This window comes from Streptomyces litmocidini, from assembly GCF_014649755.1.
Lineage (GTDB): Bacteria > Actinomycetota > Actinomycetes > Streptomycetales > Streptomycetaceae > Streptomyces > Streptomyces litmocidini.
Genome location: NZ_BMTQ01000007.1, coordinates 181,536 through 198,635 on the forward strand (window position 1 = coordinate 181,536; position 17,100 = coordinate 198,635).

The window sequence follows — 17,100 nt, forward strand, 5'->3', positions numbered from 1 at the left end:
AGCGCTCCGGCAACTCCCTTGTACCGATGCCCCTTTGACCGCTGTTGTTCACGTCCCCGGTGTCCGGCGGGGCCGGAAGGCCGCGCGGTGGGCGCTCGGCGGGTGACCCGTGTGGCGGGTGAAGAGGGCGGTGAAGGTGCCGGGGTCGCGGTAGCCGACGGAGGCGGCGATGGCGGCGACGGTGCGGTCGGTGGTCTCCAGGAGGTGGCGGGCGCGGCGGACGCGGGAGGACTGGAGGTGGGCGAGGGGGGTGCGGCCGGTCTCGGCGGCGAAGCGGCGCAGCAGGGTCCGGGTGCTGACGCCGAAGACGGCGGCGAGGCCCGCGAGGTCGTAGCGGGCGGCGAGGTGCTGGTCGAGGTGGCGCATGACCCGCTCGGAGAACCCGTGGCCGGGCCGCGGGAGGAGCCGGGCGTCCACGTAGGGGGTCTGTGAGGTGCGCGCGTCGTCGACGAGGGCGAGGCGGGCGGTGACGCGGGCCACGCGGGGCCCGCCGTGCCGGCGGATCAGGTCCAGGGCGAAGTCGTACATGGCGCTGAAGGCGGCCGTCGTCGTCACCCCCGTGTCGGTGACGACGAGTTCTTCGGGCCGGACGTCGGCGGCCGGGCGGCGACGGGCCAGCGCGTCCGCGTGGAGCCAGGAGGTCGTGGCGCGGCGCCCGTCGAGCAGCCCGGCGTCGGCCAGCAGGAAGGCGCCGACGCAGAGGGAGACGACGGCGGCGCCGGTGGAGAAGTGCGCGCGGATCGCCGCGGTCTCGGGGGCGAGGGCGCCGAGCCGCTCGTCGAGGTCCGCGTCGAGGAGCAGTTCGAAGCCCGGTACGACGAGGACGTCGACCTCGCGCAGCGGGCCGACGTCGAGGCGCGCGCCGCCGGAGGCGGCGACCCGGCGGCGCGGCGAGACGATCGACACCCGGTAGCCGGGCCCGTCCGGCCCCGCGACGTGCCCGGCCATCGTCAACAGGTCCGGCACGCCGAAGACCTCGGACGCGAAGCAGCCCGGATAGGCCAGGACACCGACACGCAGCGCGCTCATGGTGGCGAGATTACCGGTGGAGTCGGCGATCTCGCCCCTCACCCGGCGCCCGGTCGGCGGGGCACGCTGGGCCCATGACTCCTCCTCCCACGGCTCCTCCCGCCGACGATCCGATCGACGACTTCGACCACCGCCTCGTCGACGTGGACGGCGTGGTGAAGACGGTCCACACGGCCGGTTCCGGGCCCGCCGTCGTCGTCCTGCCCGAGATGCCCGGCATCAGCCCCGACGTGCTGCGCCTCGCCCGCTGGGTGCGGGACGCCGGCTTCACCGTCCACGTGCCCTCCCTCTTCGGGACCGACGGCGCCTTCCCCACCCTCGAAGGGGGCCGGGAGGTGGTCCGGCGGGCGTGCGTCAGCGCGGAGTTCCGGGCGTTCGCCGGAGGCGGCACGAGTCCGGTGACGGTCTGGCTGCGCGGTCTGGCGCGCCGGGCGCACGCCGAGTGCGGCGGCCCGGGCGTCGGCGCGATCGGCCTCTGCTTCACCGGCAACTTCGCCCTCACCATGACCCTGGAGCCGGCCGTGATCGCGCCCGTGGTCAACCACCCCTCCCTGCCCCTCGACGACCCCGGCGGCCTCGAACTCGACGAAGCGGACGCGCGCGCGATCCGGGAGCGGGTGACCCGCGACGGACTGACCGTCCTCTCCTACCGGTTCGAGGGCGACCGCTGGTGCACGGGCCGCCGCTTCGCCGCGTACCGCGCGCTGCTCGGGGACGCCTTCGACGGCCGTGTCCTGCCGGACGGCGCGGCGAACCCCGCTCCCCCGCCGTTCTTCGCCGAGCAGGTCGGCACGCCGCACAGCGTCGTCACCGCCCACCTGGTGGACGAGGCCGGCCACCCCACCGTCCGGGCCCGGGACGAGATCCTGGCCTTCCTGGGCGACCGCCTGCGCCCCGGGGACGCGGCTCGCCGCTGAGGGACCGGGCGGCCCTCAGCGCAGATCGAGCAGCATCACGTCGTGGAGGTCCGCGGCTCCGCCTCCCGGCCGCGCCTCGCCCACCTTGCGGTAGCCCCACGCCCGGTAGGCGGCCGTCGCCGCCCGGTTCGCCGGGTGGACGTTCAACAGCACCCGCTCGGCGCCGGTCCCGTCGAGCAGTGCCGTGTGCAGGCCCCGCGCGACGCCCCGTCCGCGCCACGGCCCGCGCACCGCGAGTTCCATGAGCCCGAAGGTGCGGCGCCCGTCCTCGCGCCGCATGTCGTCGGGCACGGGCTCGGTGAGTTCGTCCCACCACACCGCGTCGGGCGGCAGCGGTCCGCCGTACGCCATGCCGACCGGCTCGCCTTCCTCGGCACGGGCCAGGGCGGCGCGGAAGCCGCCGTCGCGCGCCTGTGCGGGGAAGCGGCGGAAGGCGGCGGCGACCCCCTCCTCGGTCTCGTGGTGGGGAGGTTCCGCGAAGGCCTCGGCGTAGACCAGCCGGAACGCGTCCTCGGCCCGCACCGCGGCCGGGCCGTCCATGGGCTCGATCGTGATGGCCCCTCGCCGCGTCATGCGGTCCCTCCTCCGACGGTCACGCCCCGAACCGGTCACGCGCGTGCGTCCGCCGCGCACCCGCGGCCGCCGGAGCCCCGGAATCGTACCCGGCCCCGTCCGCTCCGCCCCCCGTTCCGGCGCACGCGGGAGCACACTGGCAGAAGGGGCGGAAGGTCTGTCCCGGCCCGGGCCCGGCCGGTCCCGCCCCCTCGTGGAAGAGGGTGCGCGGATGTCCGGAAGCCGGTCCTCGTCCCGCTCGCGCTACGCCCCCGACCGGGGGCTCGCGACCCGCATGGCGACGACCATGTTCCTCATCGGCCTGTTGTACGTGGTCTTCGTCGGCGTCCTGCTGGTGCTGCTGCGCGGTTCCTGGCCCGTCATCCTGCTGATCACGGGCGCGCTGTTCGTCGGGCAGTTCTGGTTCAGCGACCGGATCGCCGCACTGGGCATGGGGGCCCGCGAGGTGACCCGCGAACAGGCGCCCGGCCTGCACGGCACCGTGGACCGGATCTGCGCGCTGGCCGACATGCCGAAGCCGAAGGTGGCGATCGCCGAGAGCGACGTGCCGAACGCCTTCGCCACCGGGCGGGGCGAGAGGACCGCGCTCGTCTGCGTCACGACCGGCCTGCTGCGGCGCCTGGAACCGGAGGAGCTGGAGGGGGTCCTCGCGCACGAGATGTCGCACGTGGCGCACCGGGACGTCGCGGTCATGACCGTCGCGTCCTTCCTCGGCGTCCTCGCCGGGATGATGACGCGGGTCGCGCTCTACAGCGGTCTCGGCCGCAGCCGGGACAGCACCGCGGGCATCGCCCTGATCCTCGTCCCCGTGGTCAGCGCCGCCGTCTACGTCGTCAGCTTCCTGCTGACCCGGGTGCTGTCCCGCTACCGTGAACTGGCCGCCGACCGTGCCGCCGCGCTGCTCACCGGCCGCCCCTCGGCACTGGCCTCCGCGCTGACCAAGGTGAGCGGCGAGATGGCCCGGATCCCGACGCAGGACCTGCGCAAGGCGGAGCCGTACAACGCCTTCTGGTTCGCGCCCGCCTTCTCCTCCCGGGAGAGCCTGAGCCGGCTGCTCTCCACCCACCCCACCCTGGAACAGCGGCTCGAACAGCTCGCGCGGATCTCGGCGCGGCTCGGTGAGGCGTGACGGCGGTGGGCTTCCTCGACGGCATCCTCGGACGCGACCGGCCGGTGCGACCGGACCTGGACCGCCTCTTCGGACTGCCGGCCGCCGCGCTCACCCTCCAGGCGGGCACGGGCTTCGTGCCCGCCGGCGTCGGATCGGTGTGCTTCGCGACGGTGGAGGGCGGCGCGTTCGCGCGCCTGAAGGAGGAGGTGCGGGACCTCCTCGACATCGGGGTGGCGGACGCGGCCGGTCGGGGCGGGGCGGAGGGCGCCGGGCCGGAGGCGTACCCCGTGACGTACGCCTCGGACGCGTACGGCTACACCTGGCTCACCGTCCGGCGTTCCGCCGAGGACCTGATCACGCTGGTCAACGACCTGCACGCGGTCAACGCGCTCCTGGAGGAGGCCGGCTTCGGCCCGAACCTGCTCTGCTCGCTGACCGCCTTCCGTCCTCCGGGCACGGAGGACGGGCGGGCGGGCGGGCAGGAGGAGGACGGGCGGGCGGAGGCCCCGGCGGACGGCCCGCGCCGGGTCCGGGACCTCGCCCTCGTGTACCTCTACAAGCGCGGCACCTTCTATCCCTTCGCGCCGCGCGCGGGGCGTGCCGAGACCCGCGACAACGCCCTCGAACTCCAGGTCGGAGGGCTGCTCGCGGGCGACCTCCTGATGGAGCCCGACAGGGAGCGGTGGTTCCCGGTCTGGGGCGCTCCGGGACTCGGCGGGGCCTGAGGGGGTGACGGGGGAGCCCGACCGCCCCGCGAGCCGGCCGGTCGGGCCGCCCGGTGGGCACGGGTTCAGTCGAGGCGGATGGCGAGCATGCAGGCGTCGTCCTCGTGGCCGGCCTGGTCGGGGTCGGCGAGGACGGCGTCGATCAGGTCCTGGGGTGCCGCGTCCGGCGAGCGGCCGACGAGGTCGGCGAGGCGGTCGATGCCCTTGGTGACGTCCTCTCCCCTGCGTTCGACCATGCCGTCGGTGTAGAGGAGCAGGAGGTCGCCCCGGCGCAGGGGGGTCGTGGCGGTCTCGTACGCGTAGCCGGGCAGCGCTCCGAGCAGGGGGCCGCGTTTGCCCGTGTGGAGGGGCTCGGCGTGGCCGTCGCGGAGGAGGAGGGGCGCGGGATGGCCGGCGTCGGCCCAGTGGAAGTTGCGGGCGTCGTCGATGTGACCGGTGACGGCGGTGGCGGTCTGTTCCGAGGGATCGCTGCAGACCAGTTCGTTGAGCCAGGTCATGATCTCGCCGGCGGACGCTCCGGTCTGGGCGAGACCGGCGAGGGCGTGGCGCTGCTGGGACATGCGGGCCACCGCGTCCAGGCCGTGGCCGGCGGCGTCGCCGATGGCGACCAGGACCCGGCCGTCGGGCAGGAGGCGGCACTTGTACCAGTCGCCCCCGACGGCCGCGTCCGGCTCGGCCGGCCCGTACGAGGCCGCCACGGTCAGACCGACCGCCGCCAGCGCCTCGGAGTGGGTCGGCAGCAGGGCCTCGCGCAGCGCGTCGGCCACCCGGCGCTCCGCCCGCGTCTGGCGCCGGAGCCGGTCGGACTCGCGTTCCGTCTCGGCGAGCCTGCGGCGGCTGCGGATCTGCGGGGTGAGGTCACGGGCCACGAGGTTCACCGCCCACGGCCGTCCGTCGGTGCCGACCACCGGCCGACCGAGCAGGTCGAGCGTCCGCACCTCCCCGAGGACCAGGAAGCGGATCCGGGTCCAGGCGGGTTCCTCGCCGGCCAGGACGGAGGTGAGGAACTCGGCGAAGGCGGTGAGGTCGTCGGGGAGCAGCGTGTCGCAGAGTTCCTCCAGCGACCAGGGCATCCCGACATCGGCGTGGAAGATCCGGCACAGCCCCTCCGACCAGGTCACCTTCCCCGACAGCAGGTCCCAGTTGCCCCAGCCGAGGGAGGCGAGGTACTGGGCGTCGATCGTCAGGAGTTCGGTCTGGCTCTGCAGGGGCCGCCAGGTCGCGAGGACCTGTTCGCCGCAGAGCGCCGCCGAGTAGAGGAGCGGGGCGCGGTGGAGCCGGCCCAGGCGCTGCTCGGTGTAGTCGACGACCCGGCCTTCGAGCGGGCCGCCGCCGGCGACGACGTCGGTGAGCGCCGCGAGGAAGCCGCTCGCGGCCGCTCCGGGCCGGGCCTCCAGGAACCGCTGTCCGACCTGGTGGTCGGGGGCCTCCAGCCATTCGGCGGAGCGGATGCGGTTGCCGGCGACGATGCGGAAGTCCCGTACCGCCCCGGTCTCGTCGTGGACCGGTTCGAGGAGGACGGCGGAGGCGGGGATGGCGCCGAGGACGGAGCAGGTGCCGGTGGCGCCGCGGTCGTGGGTGCTGCAGAGACAGTCGGTCCCGGTGTCGTTGTGCGCCGGCAGGGCGGGGCCGGGGACGAGCGTCTGGACGGGGGCGGTGACCTCGTCCCCGGGGGTGGGGGCGGAGGTCCGGTCCGCGGTGCGGCGGACGGCGGAACGCAGGGCGGAGACCTCGCCTCCGATGAGGTCCTTGAGCTCCTCGACGGTGTCGGGCAGCGGAAATCCCATGATCGCCTCCCGGGGCCGGTGGCACGTCGCGGGGCCGGCGGTTCCGGCCCTGCCCCCACCGGTCCGTCCTCCCGGCCCCCTGCCCGCTCGTCCCGGAAGCATGCCCGGAAACGGGCGGCGGCTGCGCAGGCCGGACGAGACCTCGCCGCGCCGGAGCCGCGCGCAGCCCGCGACGGGGGTCCGCCGTCGAGGGACGACGGGCGCCGGGCGGACGTCCGCCCCGTCCGCCGCGGCTCCGCGCGCCGTCAGAGGCCGTCCAGGGCGGAGACGAGGCTGGCCACCGTGACGGTGTTGAAGACGAAGGCGATGGCCGCGTTGGCCGTCACGGTCCGGCGCATCTCGCGGGACGTCACGTCGACGTCCGTCGTGCCGAACGTCGTCATGACCGAGAGGGCGAAGTAGACGTGGTCGGCCCAGACCGGAGGCTCCTCCCCCGGGAACTCGAGGGCCCGTCCGTCCTCCACGAGGTTGTCCGCCTGGAAGGCGACCGCGAAGGACACCGCCACGCAGGTCCAGGCGACGGCGACCAGAACGAGCGCCGTCGCCGCACGCGGAAGGGGTCCGAGTCCGGAGCCCATGTGCCCGGGGCGCCACACCACCGCCACCACGAGCGCGGCGACCGCGATGAAGATCGAGACCCCCGGCCCGGGCGCCGTGCCCCACACGTACCGCTGGAGCACCGTGCCCCGCGTCTCCCGGCGGGCCCAGGCGCGGACCCGTTCCGGAGACGCGGTCGAGAAGGCGATCACCGTGATCACGAGGTACGGGAAGAGCTGGGCGAGCAGCATCAGCACGCACACGTCCGCCGTCGAGACCCGTGTCCGGGTGCCGTCCGAACCGAGGAGGAACGCCGCCGTGACGACGGCGATGCACGTGCTCACCGCCGATCTCCGGCGCTCGGAGAGCCACTGGTTCCGGCGGCGTGGAGCACGCGGGCGGCTCACCGGGGAGCGGCCCGCTCGGCGCGGTGCGCGGTCGCGGCGGTCGCGGCGGTCGCGGCGGTCGCGGCGGTCGCGGCGGTCGCGAGGAGCGTCCCGGTCCCGGCGAGCACGGCGTGACGCGCGCACGGCCTCGTGGTTCCGCCGCCGGAGGCCGTCCCGTGCTTCCCGCCCATGGGTCCCCCTCTCCGTCTTCTCGGCCACGCGCCCGGTCGCGGGGCACCAGCCTGCCCACTCACGCACCGGGCGGCACCCCGACAGGGCCACGAGGATGAGGTCGCGGCTCCGGACGGTGTCCGGGCGGTCGGCCCTGATGCCGCCCGGGTCCCGCCGGACCGGCGGCGTGGTCCTGCTCGTCGGTCGAGGCGCCTTCGATCTCCCGTCGTTGACAGCCGTCGGCCGTGGTCGGTCTAATGCGGACGCGTAGCCATCGGGCCCGTCCGGTCCGGTCACGAGGGAGGGGCGCAGTCGTGGGCGTGCACATCGGCGTGCCGGATGACGCACCGGCCGGGATCGCTGAGCTGTACGAGCGGGACCGCACGTGCCGGACCCTGGGCATCGCCCTGGAGGAGGTCGCGCCGGGCCGGGCGTTGATGCGCATGCGGGTGGGCGAGGACATGGTGAACGGCCACGGCACGGCCCACGGGGGGTTCCTCTTCCTCTTCGCCGACGCGGCGTTCGCGTACGCCTGCAACGGCTACGGTCCGGTCACCGTGGCGCAGTCCGCCCAGGTCGCCTTCCTGCTGCCGGCGGCGGTGGACGACGAACTGCTCGCCGAGGCCGTGGAGCGGACGCGTTCGGGTCGCAACGGGATCTACGACGTGACGGTCCGCCGGACGGACGGAACGGTCGTGGCGGAGTTCCGCGGACAGAGCGTGATGCTCGCCGGCGGGGCACGGCCGCAGCCCGGGTGACGGGCGCCCGGCGCGGGGCCCGGCGGACGCCGTCGGGACGCGCGGCCCCGTCGACGGGACGCGCGGCCGACGGTGCCGCACGTCCCGACCGGCCGACGGTGCCGCACGTCCCGACGGCCGACCGGCACCTGCCCGCCTCGGCGCGGGTGCCGGGCGGCCGCCCGGATCAGTCGGCCGGGCGCTCGTCCACCACCTGCCTGAGCTTGCCCGTGCGCGGGTTGGTGGCCAGCTCGGAACGCGGCACCCACTCGATGCCCAGCTCGTGGATGGCGCCGTCCGCGACCTCCGCGGGGAAGAGCGGCCTGGCCGCGTAGACCGCCTCGACGAGGCGGGCGCTCAGGTCCGCCGGGGGCTCTTCGACGTACCCCAGGCGCAGGATCAGACCGTCCCGTCCGTCCCAGCGGCGCTGCACCATCTGCATGCCGGCGATGTACCGGTCCGGGTCCGCCTCCACGAGCACCGCGCGGACGTCCTCGATCGGCATCGCGACCGTGCCGACCCGTCCGCCCTCCATGGACCGGCCGAGGAGACGGAACCGCCGGCACTGCGGGTCGGCCCACTCGCCGCGGTCGCCCGTCGGGAACCTGATGACCGGCATGAGGGTGCGGAACAGGTTGGTGACCATGACGCGGCCCGGCACCCCGGGCGTGGTGATCGGTTCGCCGGTGGCGTCGTCCACGAGTTCCACCACCGTCCGGTGCGGGAACGCCTCGTGCACCCGTACGTCCTCCCCGGGTACGGGCCGCCCGACGAGTCCCGCGTCGATGGAGGCGTAGCCGACGGAGGCGACGGCCGCCTTGGGGAAGGCCCGCAGCAGGATGGGGCGCAGATCGGTGAAGAGGAGGTCGCCGCCGAAGAGCAGCAGTTCCACCGAGTCGGCGGTCCGGCCCCGGCGGACGAGGCATTCCGCCACGGCGGCCAGCTTCATCGGGACGCCGGCGAGGACGTTCACGCCGAAGTCGTCGATGAGGTCGGCGACGAACTCGTTGGGGGCGCCGGCACCGACGGGCAGGCGGACGTTCTCCACGGGGGCCGCGTGCAGGGCGTGTTCGATGTAGAGCATCCCGCCGTACAGTTCGCCGGCCCAGAAGAGGTTGGCCACCCGGTGCCCCGGTTTCAGCCCGGCCCGCACGATGCCGGCGCCGAACGCGGTGACCGAGTCGGCGTGCTCCGACCGCGACCAGACGGACAGCTTGGGCGTGCCGGTGGTGCCGCCGGTCCGGTAGACCCCGGCGTCGGTCAGCGGGCCGGTCAGCACTTGATTGTCCGGCCAGGTGTTCGCCGCCCAGAACTCCGTGTGGTCGACGAGGGGGAGCTGGGTGAGGTGCGAGACCGTCCGCGGCACGTCGCGGTACGCCTCCGCGTAGAAGGGCGAGTGGGCGCGGACGAAGTCGACCAGTTCCTGAAGGGATTTGGCGGGCACTACCTCTCCTGCTCTGTGTCGTCGGATTCCGGCCGGCGCCCGATCCACGTGCGTGCGAGTTCCTGCACGACGGAGCCGTCGCGGTCGGTCAGCTTGTTCTCCAGGTAGGCGGCCGCCCAGGGGGTGGTGGGGACGCGGAAGGCCGGCCGCTCCGCCCGCAGCGTCCGCACCACGACGTCCGCCACCTCGGACGCGTCCTGCCCGGCGCCCTCCCACCCGTGGTGGACGACCCAGTCGACGTAGTCGGCGAAGGTCGGGCCGTAGGGTCCGGAGGCGGCCTCGATGGTCTTGCGGTTGACGTCGGGGAAGATCCCGAACGAGGTGCCCCTGACGAAGCCGGGGACCACGACGGAGACCTTCACCCCGTGCGCCTCCGCCACCGGGGCCAGGCTCTCCATGAACCCCTCGACGGCGAACTTGGCGGCGCAGTAGGCCTCGTTGAAGGGCTGCCCGACGATTCCGTGGACGCTGCCGATGGTGACGAGACGCCCCCGGGCGGCCCGGAGCAGCGGCATCGCGGCCCGGCTGACCTCGACCACCCCGAAGAAGTTCACCTCCAGGTTGGTCCGCAGCGCTTCCGTGGTGGACATCTCCAGGGTCGGGTCGGAGTTGGAGACGCCGGCGTTGTTGACCACGGCGTCCAGTCGTCCGTACGCCTGTCGCACGCCGTCGACGCAGCGGGCCACGGAGTCGGCGTCGGTGACGTCGAGGACGCGGATGTCCAGGGGGACGCCGGCCCGGGCCGCCTCCTCCCGCAGCGCCCCGGCCCGGTCGGGCTCGCGCAGGGTGGCGACCGTGGCGAAGCCGGCCCGGGCCGCGGCGATCGCCGTGGCCTTGCCGATGCCCGAGGACGTTCCGGTGATCAGCACGACCCGGGGTTCCCGGCCCGCCGCGGTCACGAGGTGCCCTCGGCCAGGGCCGGTTCGGCGTTCCCGCCGTCCGCCTCCGGCGTCCGTCCCCGTTCGGCCGCGTCCAGCAGGCGCTGGATCCGCAGTGCGGGAAGGAAGGAGCAGGCCGCGAGCAGCGTGCCCCCGGCCATGGTGGCCCGGGCCGCGTCCAGGATGCCGAGCGGGCCGGTGAGCAGGCTGACCGCCAGGCCCCCGGCCAGGGCGGCCAGGGGGATCACGCCCCAGGTCGCGGTACGGAAGGCCGCGTGCATCACCCCTTGGTTCCGTGCGGACATCCGGGACTGCCGGATGGGCGCGCTGCTCACGTTGATGAAGGACATGAAGAAGCCGTAGCAGCCCATGGTCACGGCGATCACGACGCCGGCCGGGAGGGCGGGTGCCGCGAGCACGCCGAGGCCCACCAGACAGTGCAGGAGCAGCGCCCAGGCCAGCATCCGTCCCGTCCCCAGCCGTTCGCCGGCCTTCGGCGCGAGGGCCGCGCCGGCCAGGGCACCCACCGCCGCCACGGACATGGCGGCGCCGAAGACCCCGACGGAGACGCCGAGTCCCTGGTAGGCGAGGATCGGGAGCACGGTGACGAAGACGGGGCCGCCGCAGTTGAGCGTCACGGCCGCCACCACCACCCGGCGCAGCACCGGGTCGGACCAGTTCAGCCGGAAGCCCGCCGTCAGCCGCTGCCACACCGTTCCCTCGGCGGCGGTCCGCTCGCCCCAGGGCCGCATGGAGCGGATGCAGAGGGCGGAGGCCAGGTAGCTGGCGGCGTCGACGAGCAGGGCGGCCACGCCGAGGGCGCCGTAGAGGCCGGCGGCCAGGGAGGGGCCGGAGACCTCGGCGACCGAGCGGCTGCCCTCCAGCCGGGAGTAGGCGCGTACCAGGTGGTCCTTCGGCACCACGGCGGGGACGGCGACGAGGTAGCCGACGGTGAAGAAGATCGTGGCGCCGCTGATGACCGCCACGCAGGCGAACAGCAGGGGGGTGGAGAGCCGTCCCTGCCAGTACGCGAGGGGGATGACGGCCACCGCCGCCAGCCGGGCGAGGTCGCAGACGAGCAGGGTGCGGCGGTTGTCCCACCGGTCCACCAGGACTCCGGCCAGCGGACCGAGGAGGGGTATGCCCAGGTACTGCGCCATGGCGACGATGCCCACCTGGAGCGCGGAGGCGTCCAGGGCGAAGATCATCACGGTCGGCACCACGAAGACGGTGACGCGGTCGCCGACGGTGCTCACCGACTGGCCGATCCAGAAGCGGTTGAACTCGGCGCCCAGGGACACCGGCCGCGAGGGCCTCACCGCTCCTCCAGCACCACGAGGCCGGAGGTCTTGCCGGTCCGGTCGTTGCCGATCAGGTCCGCGACGGGCCGCACGCGGAAGTTCTCCGGATCGTGCTGGAAGGCGGTGCTCAGGGTGAAGGTCTCGGTCAGGAGTTCCTTGCGGAGCCGTTCGGCGTCCACGGTCGCTCCCGGGGCGGTGAGCAGCAGCACCTCCACGGACCCGGCACGTCCTCCGGTCTCGGAGATCACCACCTGGGCGCGCGAGACGCCCGTCTCCCGCTCCGCGCGCGCGATCACCTCGTCGACGTGCAGGCCCAGGCCCCGGACCTGGACCACGCTGTCGCGGCGGCCGAGCACCCGCAGGGCCCGTCCGGGGCGGCCGCACGGGCACTCCACCAGTCGTCCGGCGTCCCCGGTGCGGTAGCGCAGCACCGGGTTGAGCATCTCGGGGTCGAGGGCGGTGAAGTCCAGGAGCCGGTCCTCTCCCACGTGGACCAGTTGGTGGGGCAGGGTGTGGAACGTGTCGGCGGGGCAGTGGGGCGTGTTGGTGCCGACCACCCAGGTCTCGGTGCTCCCGAACATGCCCCAGCGCCGGGCCTCGGGCGCGACCGCGGCCATGTCCTCCTCCAGCTGCGGCTGCCACGCCTCGCCGAGCCAGAGCACCTTGCGCAGGTCCGGCAGTTCCAGGCCGGCGGCCCGGGCGCGGGCGAACCAGAGCCCCAGCACGCTCGGGGTGCCGCCGATCGCCGTGACCTCGCGCGCCGCGAAGAAGGCCAGCCACTCGGCGTACTCGTCCTTGGTGACCGAGCCCAGCGCGATCACCTGGCAGCCGGAGAGGTCGGCCAGGGCGGCGGCCAGGAAGTGCGCGCCCCACATGCGGCCGGCGCCCCAGGCGTTGACGAAGACGTCGTCGCGGTCCAGCGGCTGCCAGTGGGCGTGGACCCCTGCCATGTAGAAGCCGGTGGGCGCGTGGCCCAGTTTGGGCGCGCCGGTGCTGCCGCCGCTCTGGAAGAGCCAGGTGGCGCCGTTCTCGGCGCGTGGTCGCAGGTGGGCGAGGGCGGCGTTGAGGTCGTCCTTGAGCAGCGGCGGGAGCGCGGCGATGTCGTCGAGGGTGCGGATGTCCTGGGAGTCGCGGTAGCGCGGGGCCAGTTCCGGGACCTGCCGCAGGCGTTCCAGTGTCCTGCGGGCGACCGGCAGCCGCGATTCGGCCGCCTCCGGGGTGAGCGAGAACATCGTGGTCAACTCGTTTCCGTCGGTGGGGTGGACGGGGAAGCTCCGCCGTCGGCGGCGGCGAGGTGCCTGGCGTGGGCGGCCCGGTAGGCGGCGAAGCGGGCCCGGGTGATGTCCCGTTGGACCGTCCGGTCCGGGTCTCCGGGGACGCGGGGTATGACGCCGTCGGGTTCCAGCTCGGAGAACCAGAACCGCTGCCCGTCGTGGAGGAAGTCGAGACAGAAGAACGGGAGGGGCAGCCGTTCGGCGAAGTGGGCCGTGGCCTTGGCCAGTTCCTCGGGCACCGGGGTGTACTCCAGGATGCCGCCGTGGCTCGCGTTGGCGACCGGGGAGCCGGGTTGCGGGGTCCGCTTCAGGACCGTGTGGGGCTCGCCGTCGATCACGTACACCCGGTGGTCGACCGTGCCGTCGCCGAGGTAGGGCTGGACGACGAGCGTGGTGTCGCCTCCCTGGGCGAGACTGGCCAGGCCCCTGATGTCCCCCGCGCTCCGCGCCAGGTTGATGCCGCCGCCACCGCACCAGCCGGCCGGTTTGACGATGGCCGGGTACGTCATGTTCCCGAGGGCCACCTCGTACAGGTGCCTGCTCACGTCGCGCCCCGTGCCGATGCGGACGGTCGGGACCGGGGGGACCGGGGAGCCGGTGAGGTGGAGCAGGGTGGCCAGTTTGTCGTTGCCGATCAGCGAGGCCTCGGGAGGGAAGGGCAGGTAGAAGCCGGCCTGTTGCAGCACCGCGCACAGGGCGTACTGGTTGAAGACGTCCATCTGCTGGTACGGCAGCGAGTAGAGCGCGGTGATGAAGAGCGTGTCGCGGGGCGTGACGGGCTCGTCGTCCACGTAGACCCGGGGGCGTCCGGGTTCCGTGCAGTCCACCGTCACCGCGTCGGGGGAGTGCCGGGTCCAGCTCATGCCCAGGTCCTCGGCGGCCTCGGCGTAGAGGTCCCAGAACATGGCGTGCCACATCTCGGCCGTCCGGGTCGATTCCCGGTCGGGGAAGATCCAGCACAACCGGCGCAGCGGGCCGGTGGCGGTGCGGTCCGGGGAGGGTTTCACGGGGTGGCCTCCGGTGCGGTGGGTCGGGGGTGCGGGGCGCCGGTCCGTCCGTCCCGGGCGGAGGTCCGCTCCGCCCACCAGCGGCGGCCGGACTCGGGAAGGGTGTCCAGCGGGTCGTAGTACGGGTGGCGCCGGGCCAGCGCGTCGTCGAGGTCCCCGTCGGGCGACTCCCGGACCTCGAGGCCGGTCCGGTAGTTCTTCGTCCAGTACGAGATGCCGCGCTCGCGCTCGTAGGCGACGGCCTGGTGCACCCAGCGCTTGCCGACGTGCGGCACGTCGCACACGATCCGCGGGGTGGCGTAGCCGGGGAGGTACCCCATGATCGCCTCCTGGAGCCGCTGGGCCTGGTGGAGGGGGGTCCTCCAGTGTTCGGCGTGGGGTATCACGTCGCAGAGGTAGAAGTAGTACGGGAGGACGCCCGCCTCGCCCTGGAGCGCGAAGCAGAGGTCCAGCAGGTCCTCGGGGGTGGCGTTGACCCCGCGCATCAGCACCCCCTGGTTGCGGACGTCCCGGACGCCGGCGTCGAGGAGGGCCCGGGCGGCCTCGGCGACCAGAGGGGTGACGGACTGCGCGTGGTTGGCGTGGGTGTGCACCGCGAGGTTGACCGCCCGTCGGGCGGCGACCGAGGCCACCCGCCCCACGCCCTCGACGACCTCGGGCTGGAGCCAGTGCTGGGGCAGGCCGACCACGGCCTTGCTGGCCAGGCGGATGTCACGGACCGATCCCAGGTCGAGGAGTCGCATGAGGAACGCCTCCAGCTGGGGCCAGGGCACGTTGGCGACGTCCCCGCCGGACACCACCACGTCGCGCACGGTGGGGGTCCGCTTGAGGTAGTCCAGCATCTGCTCCTGCCGGTCCCGCGGACGGAGCGCGAGCCTGGCCTTGGTGACCTGGGGGGTGGAGGTGCCGACGAGGTCCATCCTGGTGCAGTGCCCGCAGTACTGCGGGCAGGTGGCGACCAGCTCGGCCAGGACCTTGTTCGGGTAGCGGTGGGTGAGGCCCTCCACCACCCACATGTCGGCCTCGTGCAGCGAGTCCCGCCCCGCCTTCGGGTGACTCGGCCACGACGGGTGCCGGTCCGAGCGCACCGGCAGCATGTACCGGCGGACCGGGTCGGCGAGGAACGCCTCGGTGAACGCCCCCGGCTCCACGGCGGCCCGGGGTGCCATGGTGTTGAGCATCTGCGGGGTGATCAGCATCGCCATCGTGGCGAACTCGGCCTGGTCGGCGGCGAGGTCGCCGCAGAAGTCGTCGGTGAGCAGGTCGCCGACGACTCCCTTGAGCTGGCGCAGGTTCTTCACGCAGTGGGCCCTCTGCCACTGGGCGTCGCGCCATTCGCGTTCCGTGACGCGGCGCCAGCCCGGCAGTCGTCGCCAGTCCGGCTCGGTCAGCGGGGTCCGCGCGTACGGGTACGGCTGCGGGATCATCCGGGGCCCGCCTAACGGCCGGTCAGGAAGGTGGCGAAACGGGTCCGGAGCTCTCGCTTGAGCACCTTTCCGGTGGGGCCGAGCGGGAAGTCCTCCGGTGTGCGCGCGATGCTCACCGCGGCCAACGGCGTCAGCCCCGCGGCGGTCAGGGCCTTGTTGGCCGCCTCCCGGACCTCCTCCACGGTGCTCGCGGCGGCTTCCGCCTGCAACCGGACGACGGCGAGGGGGAGTTGCCCTCGGCCCGGCCCGGCGGGAACGCCGATCACCGAGCAGTCCTGCACCAGCGCGTCGCAGTCGGCGAGCAGCACCTCCTCGATCGGCAGGCTGTACGCCGGACCGTCCGCGGTGTCGATGACGTCCACCGTACGGTCGAGGTGGTAGAAGCGCCCCTCGGCGTCGCGCCTGGCCACGTCACCGGTGAGCCAGTAGCCGTTCCGTTCGAACGTGCTGGTGAGCCGGTCGTCGTTCCAGTATCCGGGGGTGCGGGAAGGCGTGATCACACCGAGCAGACCCACCGTGCCGTCGGGGACCTCCCGGCCGTCCTCGTCGAGCACCGCGGCCTTCTCCACCACCTCCAGGGGCTTGCCGACACAGCGGTCGTCGCGCCCGCTCTCCGGCGTGGTCATCTGCCCGAACAGGGCCATGCCCATCTCGGACGAGCCCAGGCCGTCGATGAACTGCGAGCCGGGCAGGGGCGGCTGCTCCTCCTTCCCGCTGGGCAGCAGCCAGGGCCTGACGAGGCCGGCGGGCCGCTCGCCGAGCCTCACCAGCCGGCGGATGTGCCCGTAGTGGGCGCTGTCGCCGGTGTTGAACCAGGAGTGCACCTTCGCCGCGCCCTCGACCGGGAGTTCGCCGGTGGCCAGCTCCACGAAGGTGCGGGGGAAGGAGGCGACCATGGTGGGCCGGAAGGCCTCCATCACCGGCTCGACGACCGCGCGCCGCCAGTCGGACATGACCACGGTCGGCAGGCCGAGCAGGGTGGCGGTGAGGAAGTAGCTGAGCCCGCCCGCGTGGGTGTGCGGCATGAGCGACATCAGCCGGTCGCCGTCCTCGGCGGGGAAGCGCACCATGCGCGGCTGCTTGCCCTCCCAGAACTGCCGGTGTGCCAGCTTGGTGGACTTCGGCGTCCCGGTGGTCCCGGAGGAGTGGATGAGCGCGACCACGTCGTCGGCGGCGTGCCGGTACGGGTAGGCCTCGGGGAGCTCCGCGGATCCGGAGTCGAAGGCCTGGAGTTCGGCGGCCATGGCGATGAAGCGGGGACGGCGGTGGGGGGCCTCGCGGTAGGAGGCGGCCAGTCGTGTGGGGTCGTCCGCGACCACTCCCACGACGCCCACGTGGTTCAGGTAGCGCACCATCACCTCGTGCGGCATGGCGTCGTTGACGAGGGCGGGGACGGCTCCCAGTGCGGAGAGCGCGAGGAAGTGGAGCAGGGGCTCCAGGCCTTCGTGGACCACCACGCCGACCGGGTCGCCGGGGCGGACGCCGTTGGCCCGGTACCACGTGGCGTAGTGGTCGCGCAGGGCGGCGACGTCGAGCAGGCTGTGCCCCCGCAGTTCGACGGCGCCCCGGTGGTCGACGCGGTGGGTGTAGGCGTACGGGACCGCGCGGTTCGGGTTGACGGCGAGGGCGTGGTCGAGGAAGTTGCCGGCTCCGAGCGCGGGCTCGGTCATCAGCCCTTGTCTGACGGCGAGAGGCGCGATGGACGTGTGGTCGCTCATGAGGGTCTCCCGTTGGGCGTCGCCGGGGCGGATCCTGGTGGGGCCGGGCCCGGCGACTGTTCGAAGGCTTGCTGTTCT

Annotated in this window: 16 protein-coding genes; 4 read left to right on the forward strand and 12 right to left on the reverse strand. The window is 73.9% G+C overall.

Annotated features, from left to right (window positions below; translation table 11 throughout):
- Nucleotides 1-48: 48 nt before the first annotated feature.
- Nucleotides 49-1,029, reverse strand: a complete 981-nt coding sequence (locus IE180_RS17725; RefSeq protein ID WP_190157851.1) for a GlxA family transcriptional regulator — start codon at nucleotides 1,027-1,029, stop codon at nucleotides 49-51.
- 74 nt (nucleotides 1,030-1,103) lie between these two features.
- Between IE180_RS17725 and IE180_RS17730 the strand changes: the two genes are divergently transcribed.
- Nucleotides 1,104-1,946, forward strand: coding sequence for a dienelactone hydrolase family protein (locus IE180_RS17730; RefSeq protein WP_190157852.1), 843 nt, complete (start codon nucleotides 1,104-1,106; stop codon nucleotides 1,944-1,946).
- Nucleotides 1,947-1,961: 15 nt separating this feature from the next.
- On the opposite strand, the gene IE180_RS17735 is transcribed toward IE180_RS17730, so the two are convergent.
- Nucleotides 1,962-2,519: a GNAT family N-acetyltransferase gene (locus IE180_RS17735; RefSeq protein ID WP_190157853.1), complete on the reverse strand. Its 558-nt coding sequence runs from the start codon at nucleotides 2,517-2,519 to the stop codon at nucleotides 1,962-1,964.
- Between the two features lie 211 nt (nucleotides 2,520-2,730).
- On the opposite strand from IE180_RS17735, the gene htpX reads away from it, so the two are divergent.
- Both htpX and pspAB read left to right on the forward strand, forming a co-directional pair.
- The gene (gene htpX / locus IE180_RS17740) at nucleotides 2,731-3,648 is read left to right on the forward strand and encodes a zinc metalloprotease HtpX (RefSeq protein ID WP_190157854.1); all 918 of its coding nucleotides are present in this window, start codon (nucleotides 2,731-2,733) and stop codon (nucleotides 3,646-3,648) included.
- A gap of 5 nt (nucleotides 3,649-3,653) precedes the next feature.
- Nucleotides 3,654-4,355, forward strand: coding sequence for a PspA-associated protein PspAB (gene pspAB / locus IE180_RS17745; RefSeq protein WP_190157982.1), 702 nt, complete (start codon nucleotides 3,654-3,656; stop codon nucleotides 4,353-4,355).
- A 65-nt stretch (nucleotides 4,356-4,420) separates the two neighbouring features.
- On the opposite strand, the gene IE180_RS37200 is transcribed toward pspAB, so the two are convergent.
- The 3 genes from IE180_RS37200 to IE180_RS17760 all read right to left on the reverse strand — a co-directional run bounded on the left by IE180_RS37200 (nucleotide 4,421) and on the right by IE180_RS17760 (nucleotide 7,256).
- Complete coding sequence (locus tag IE180_RS37200) at nucleotides 4,421-6,142, reverse strand: PP2C family protein-serine/threonine phosphatase (RefSeq protein WP_190157855.1); 1,722 nt, start codon at nucleotides 6,140-6,142, stop codon at nucleotides 4,421-4,423.
- A gap of 245 nt (nucleotides 6,143-6,387) precedes the next feature.
- Nucleotides 6,388-7,023 (reverse strand): DUF1345 domain-containing protein, encoded by a 636-nt coding sequence (locus IE180_RS17755; protein WP_190157856.1) that lies wholly within the window; start codon nucleotides 7,021-7,023, stop codon nucleotides 6,388-6,390.
- Nucleotides 7,024-7,082: 59 nt separating this feature from the next.
- Entirely contained in the window at nucleotides 7,083-7,256 is a 174-nt protein-coding gene (locus IE180_RS17760; protein WP_190157857.1) for a hypothetical protein, read from the reverse strand.
- A 294-nt stretch (nucleotides 7,257-7,550) separates the two neighbouring features.
- Here IE180_RS17760 and paaI point away from each other — a divergent pair, with 294 nt between their 5' ends.
- Nucleotides 7,551-7,994 (forward strand): hydroxyphenylacetyl-CoA thioesterase PaaI, encoded by a 444-nt coding sequence (gene paaI / locus IE180_RS17765; RefSeq protein WP_373302792.1) that lies wholly within the window; start codon nucleotides 7,551-7,553, stop codon nucleotides 7,992-7,994.
- A 166-nt stretch (nucleotides 7,995-8,160) separates the two neighbouring features.
- Here the strand turns inward: paaI and IE180_RS17770 are convergent, their stop codons facing one another.
- The 7 genes from IE180_RS17770 to IE180_RS17800 are packed head-to-tail and all read right to left on the reverse strand — an operon-like array spanning nucleotide 8,161 to nucleotide 17,022.
- Entirely contained in the window at nucleotides 8,161-9,417 is a 1,257-nt protein-coding gene (locus tag IE180_RS17770; RefSeq protein ID WP_190157859.1) for an AMP-binding protein, read from the reverse strand.
- The gene (locus IE180_RS17775; RefSeq protein ID WP_229860552.1) at nucleotides 9,417-10,286 is read right to left on the reverse strand and encodes an SDR family NAD(P)-dependent oxidoreductase; all 870 of its coding nucleotides are present in this window, start codon (nucleotides 10,284-10,286) and stop codon (nucleotides 9,417-9,419) included. Before IE180_RS17775 ends, IE180_RS17770 begins: the two co-directional genes overlap by 1 nt.
- A 26-nt stretch (nucleotides 10,287-10,312) precedes the next feature.
- On the reverse strand, nucleotides 10,313-11,614 hold the full coding sequence (locus tag IE180_RS17780) for an MFS transporter (protein WP_190157861.1): 1,302 nt from the start codon (nucleotides 11,612-11,614) through the stop codon (nucleotides 10,313-10,315).
- Nucleotides 11,611-12,828 carry a phenylacetate--CoA ligase family protein gene (locus IE180_RS17785; protein WP_229860585.1) on the reverse strand — a complete coding sequence of 406 codons (1,218 nt, stop codon included), beginning with the start codon at nucleotides 12,826-12,828 and terminating at the stop codon, nucleotides 11,611-11,613. Before IE180_RS17785 ends, IE180_RS17780 begins: the two co-directional genes overlap by 4 nt.
- A gap of 5 nt (nucleotides 12,829-12,833) precedes the next feature.
- Complete coding sequence (locus tag IE180_RS17790) at nucleotides 12,834-13,877, reverse strand: ATP-grasp domain-containing protein (RefSeq protein ID WP_190157863.1); 1,044 nt, start codon at nucleotides 13,875-13,877, stop codon at nucleotides 12,834-12,836.
- Nucleotides 13,874-15,304, reverse strand: a complete 1,431-nt coding sequence (locus IE180_RS17795) for a KamA family radical SAM protein (protein WP_190157864.1) — start codon at nucleotides 15,302-15,304, stop codon at nucleotides 13,874-13,876. The genes IE180_RS17790 and IE180_RS17795 overlap by 4 nt, the downstream gene beginning before the upstream one ends.
- Nucleotides 15,305-15,315: 11 nt before the next feature.
- Nucleotides 15,316-17,022 carry a class I adenylate-forming enzyme family protein gene (locus tag IE180_RS17800; RefSeq protein WP_190157865.1) on the reverse strand — a complete coding sequence of 569 codons (1,707 nt, stop codon included), beginning with the start codon at nucleotides 17,020-17,022 and terminating at the stop codon, nucleotides 15,316-15,318.
- Between the last annotated feature and the right edge of the window lie 78 nt (nucleotides 17,023-17,100).

What these genes read in the sequence shown, in the direction of transcription:
- IE180_RS17795 (WP_190157864.1), bottom strand. Translation starts at nt 15,304, where the DNA reads ATGATCCCGCAGCCGTACCCGTACGCGCGGACCCCGCTGACCGAGCCG.
- IE180_RS37200 (WP_190157855.1), bottom strand. Translation starts at nt 6,142, where the DNA reads ATGGGATTTCCGCTGCCCGACACCGTCGAGGAGCTCAAGGACCTCATC.
- IE180_RS17730 (WP_190157852.1), top strand. Translation starts at nt 1,104, where the DNA reads ATGACTCCTCCTCCCACGGCTCCTCCCGCCGACGATCCGATCGACGAC.
- IE180_RS17735 (WP_190157853.1), bottom strand. Translation starts at nt 2,519, where the DNA reads ATGACGCGGCGAGGGGCCATCACGATCGAGCCCATGGACGGCCCGGCC.
- IE180_RS17760 (WP_190157857.1), bottom strand. Translation starts at nt 7,256, where the DNA reads ATGGGCGGGAAGCACGGGACGGCCTCCGGCGGCGGAACCACGAGGCCG.
- IE180_RS17785 (WP_229860585.1), bottom strand. Translation starts at nt 12,828, where the DNA reads ATGTTCTCGCTCACCCCGGAGGCGGCCGAATCGCGGCTGCCGGTCGCC.
- IE180_RS17800 (WP_190157865.1), bottom strand. Translation starts at nt 17,022, where the DNA reads ATGAGCGACCACACGTCCATCGCGCCTCTCGCCGTCAGACAAGGGCTG.
- IE180_RS17725 (WP_190157851.1), bottom strand. Translation starts at nt 1,029, where the DNA reads ATGAGCGCGCTGCGTGTCGGTGTCCTGGCCTATCCGGGCTGCTTCGCG.
- htpX (WP_190157854.1), top strand. Translation starts at nt 2,731, where the DNA reads ATGTCCGGAAGCCGGTCCTCGTCCCGCTCGCGCTACGCCCCCGACCGG.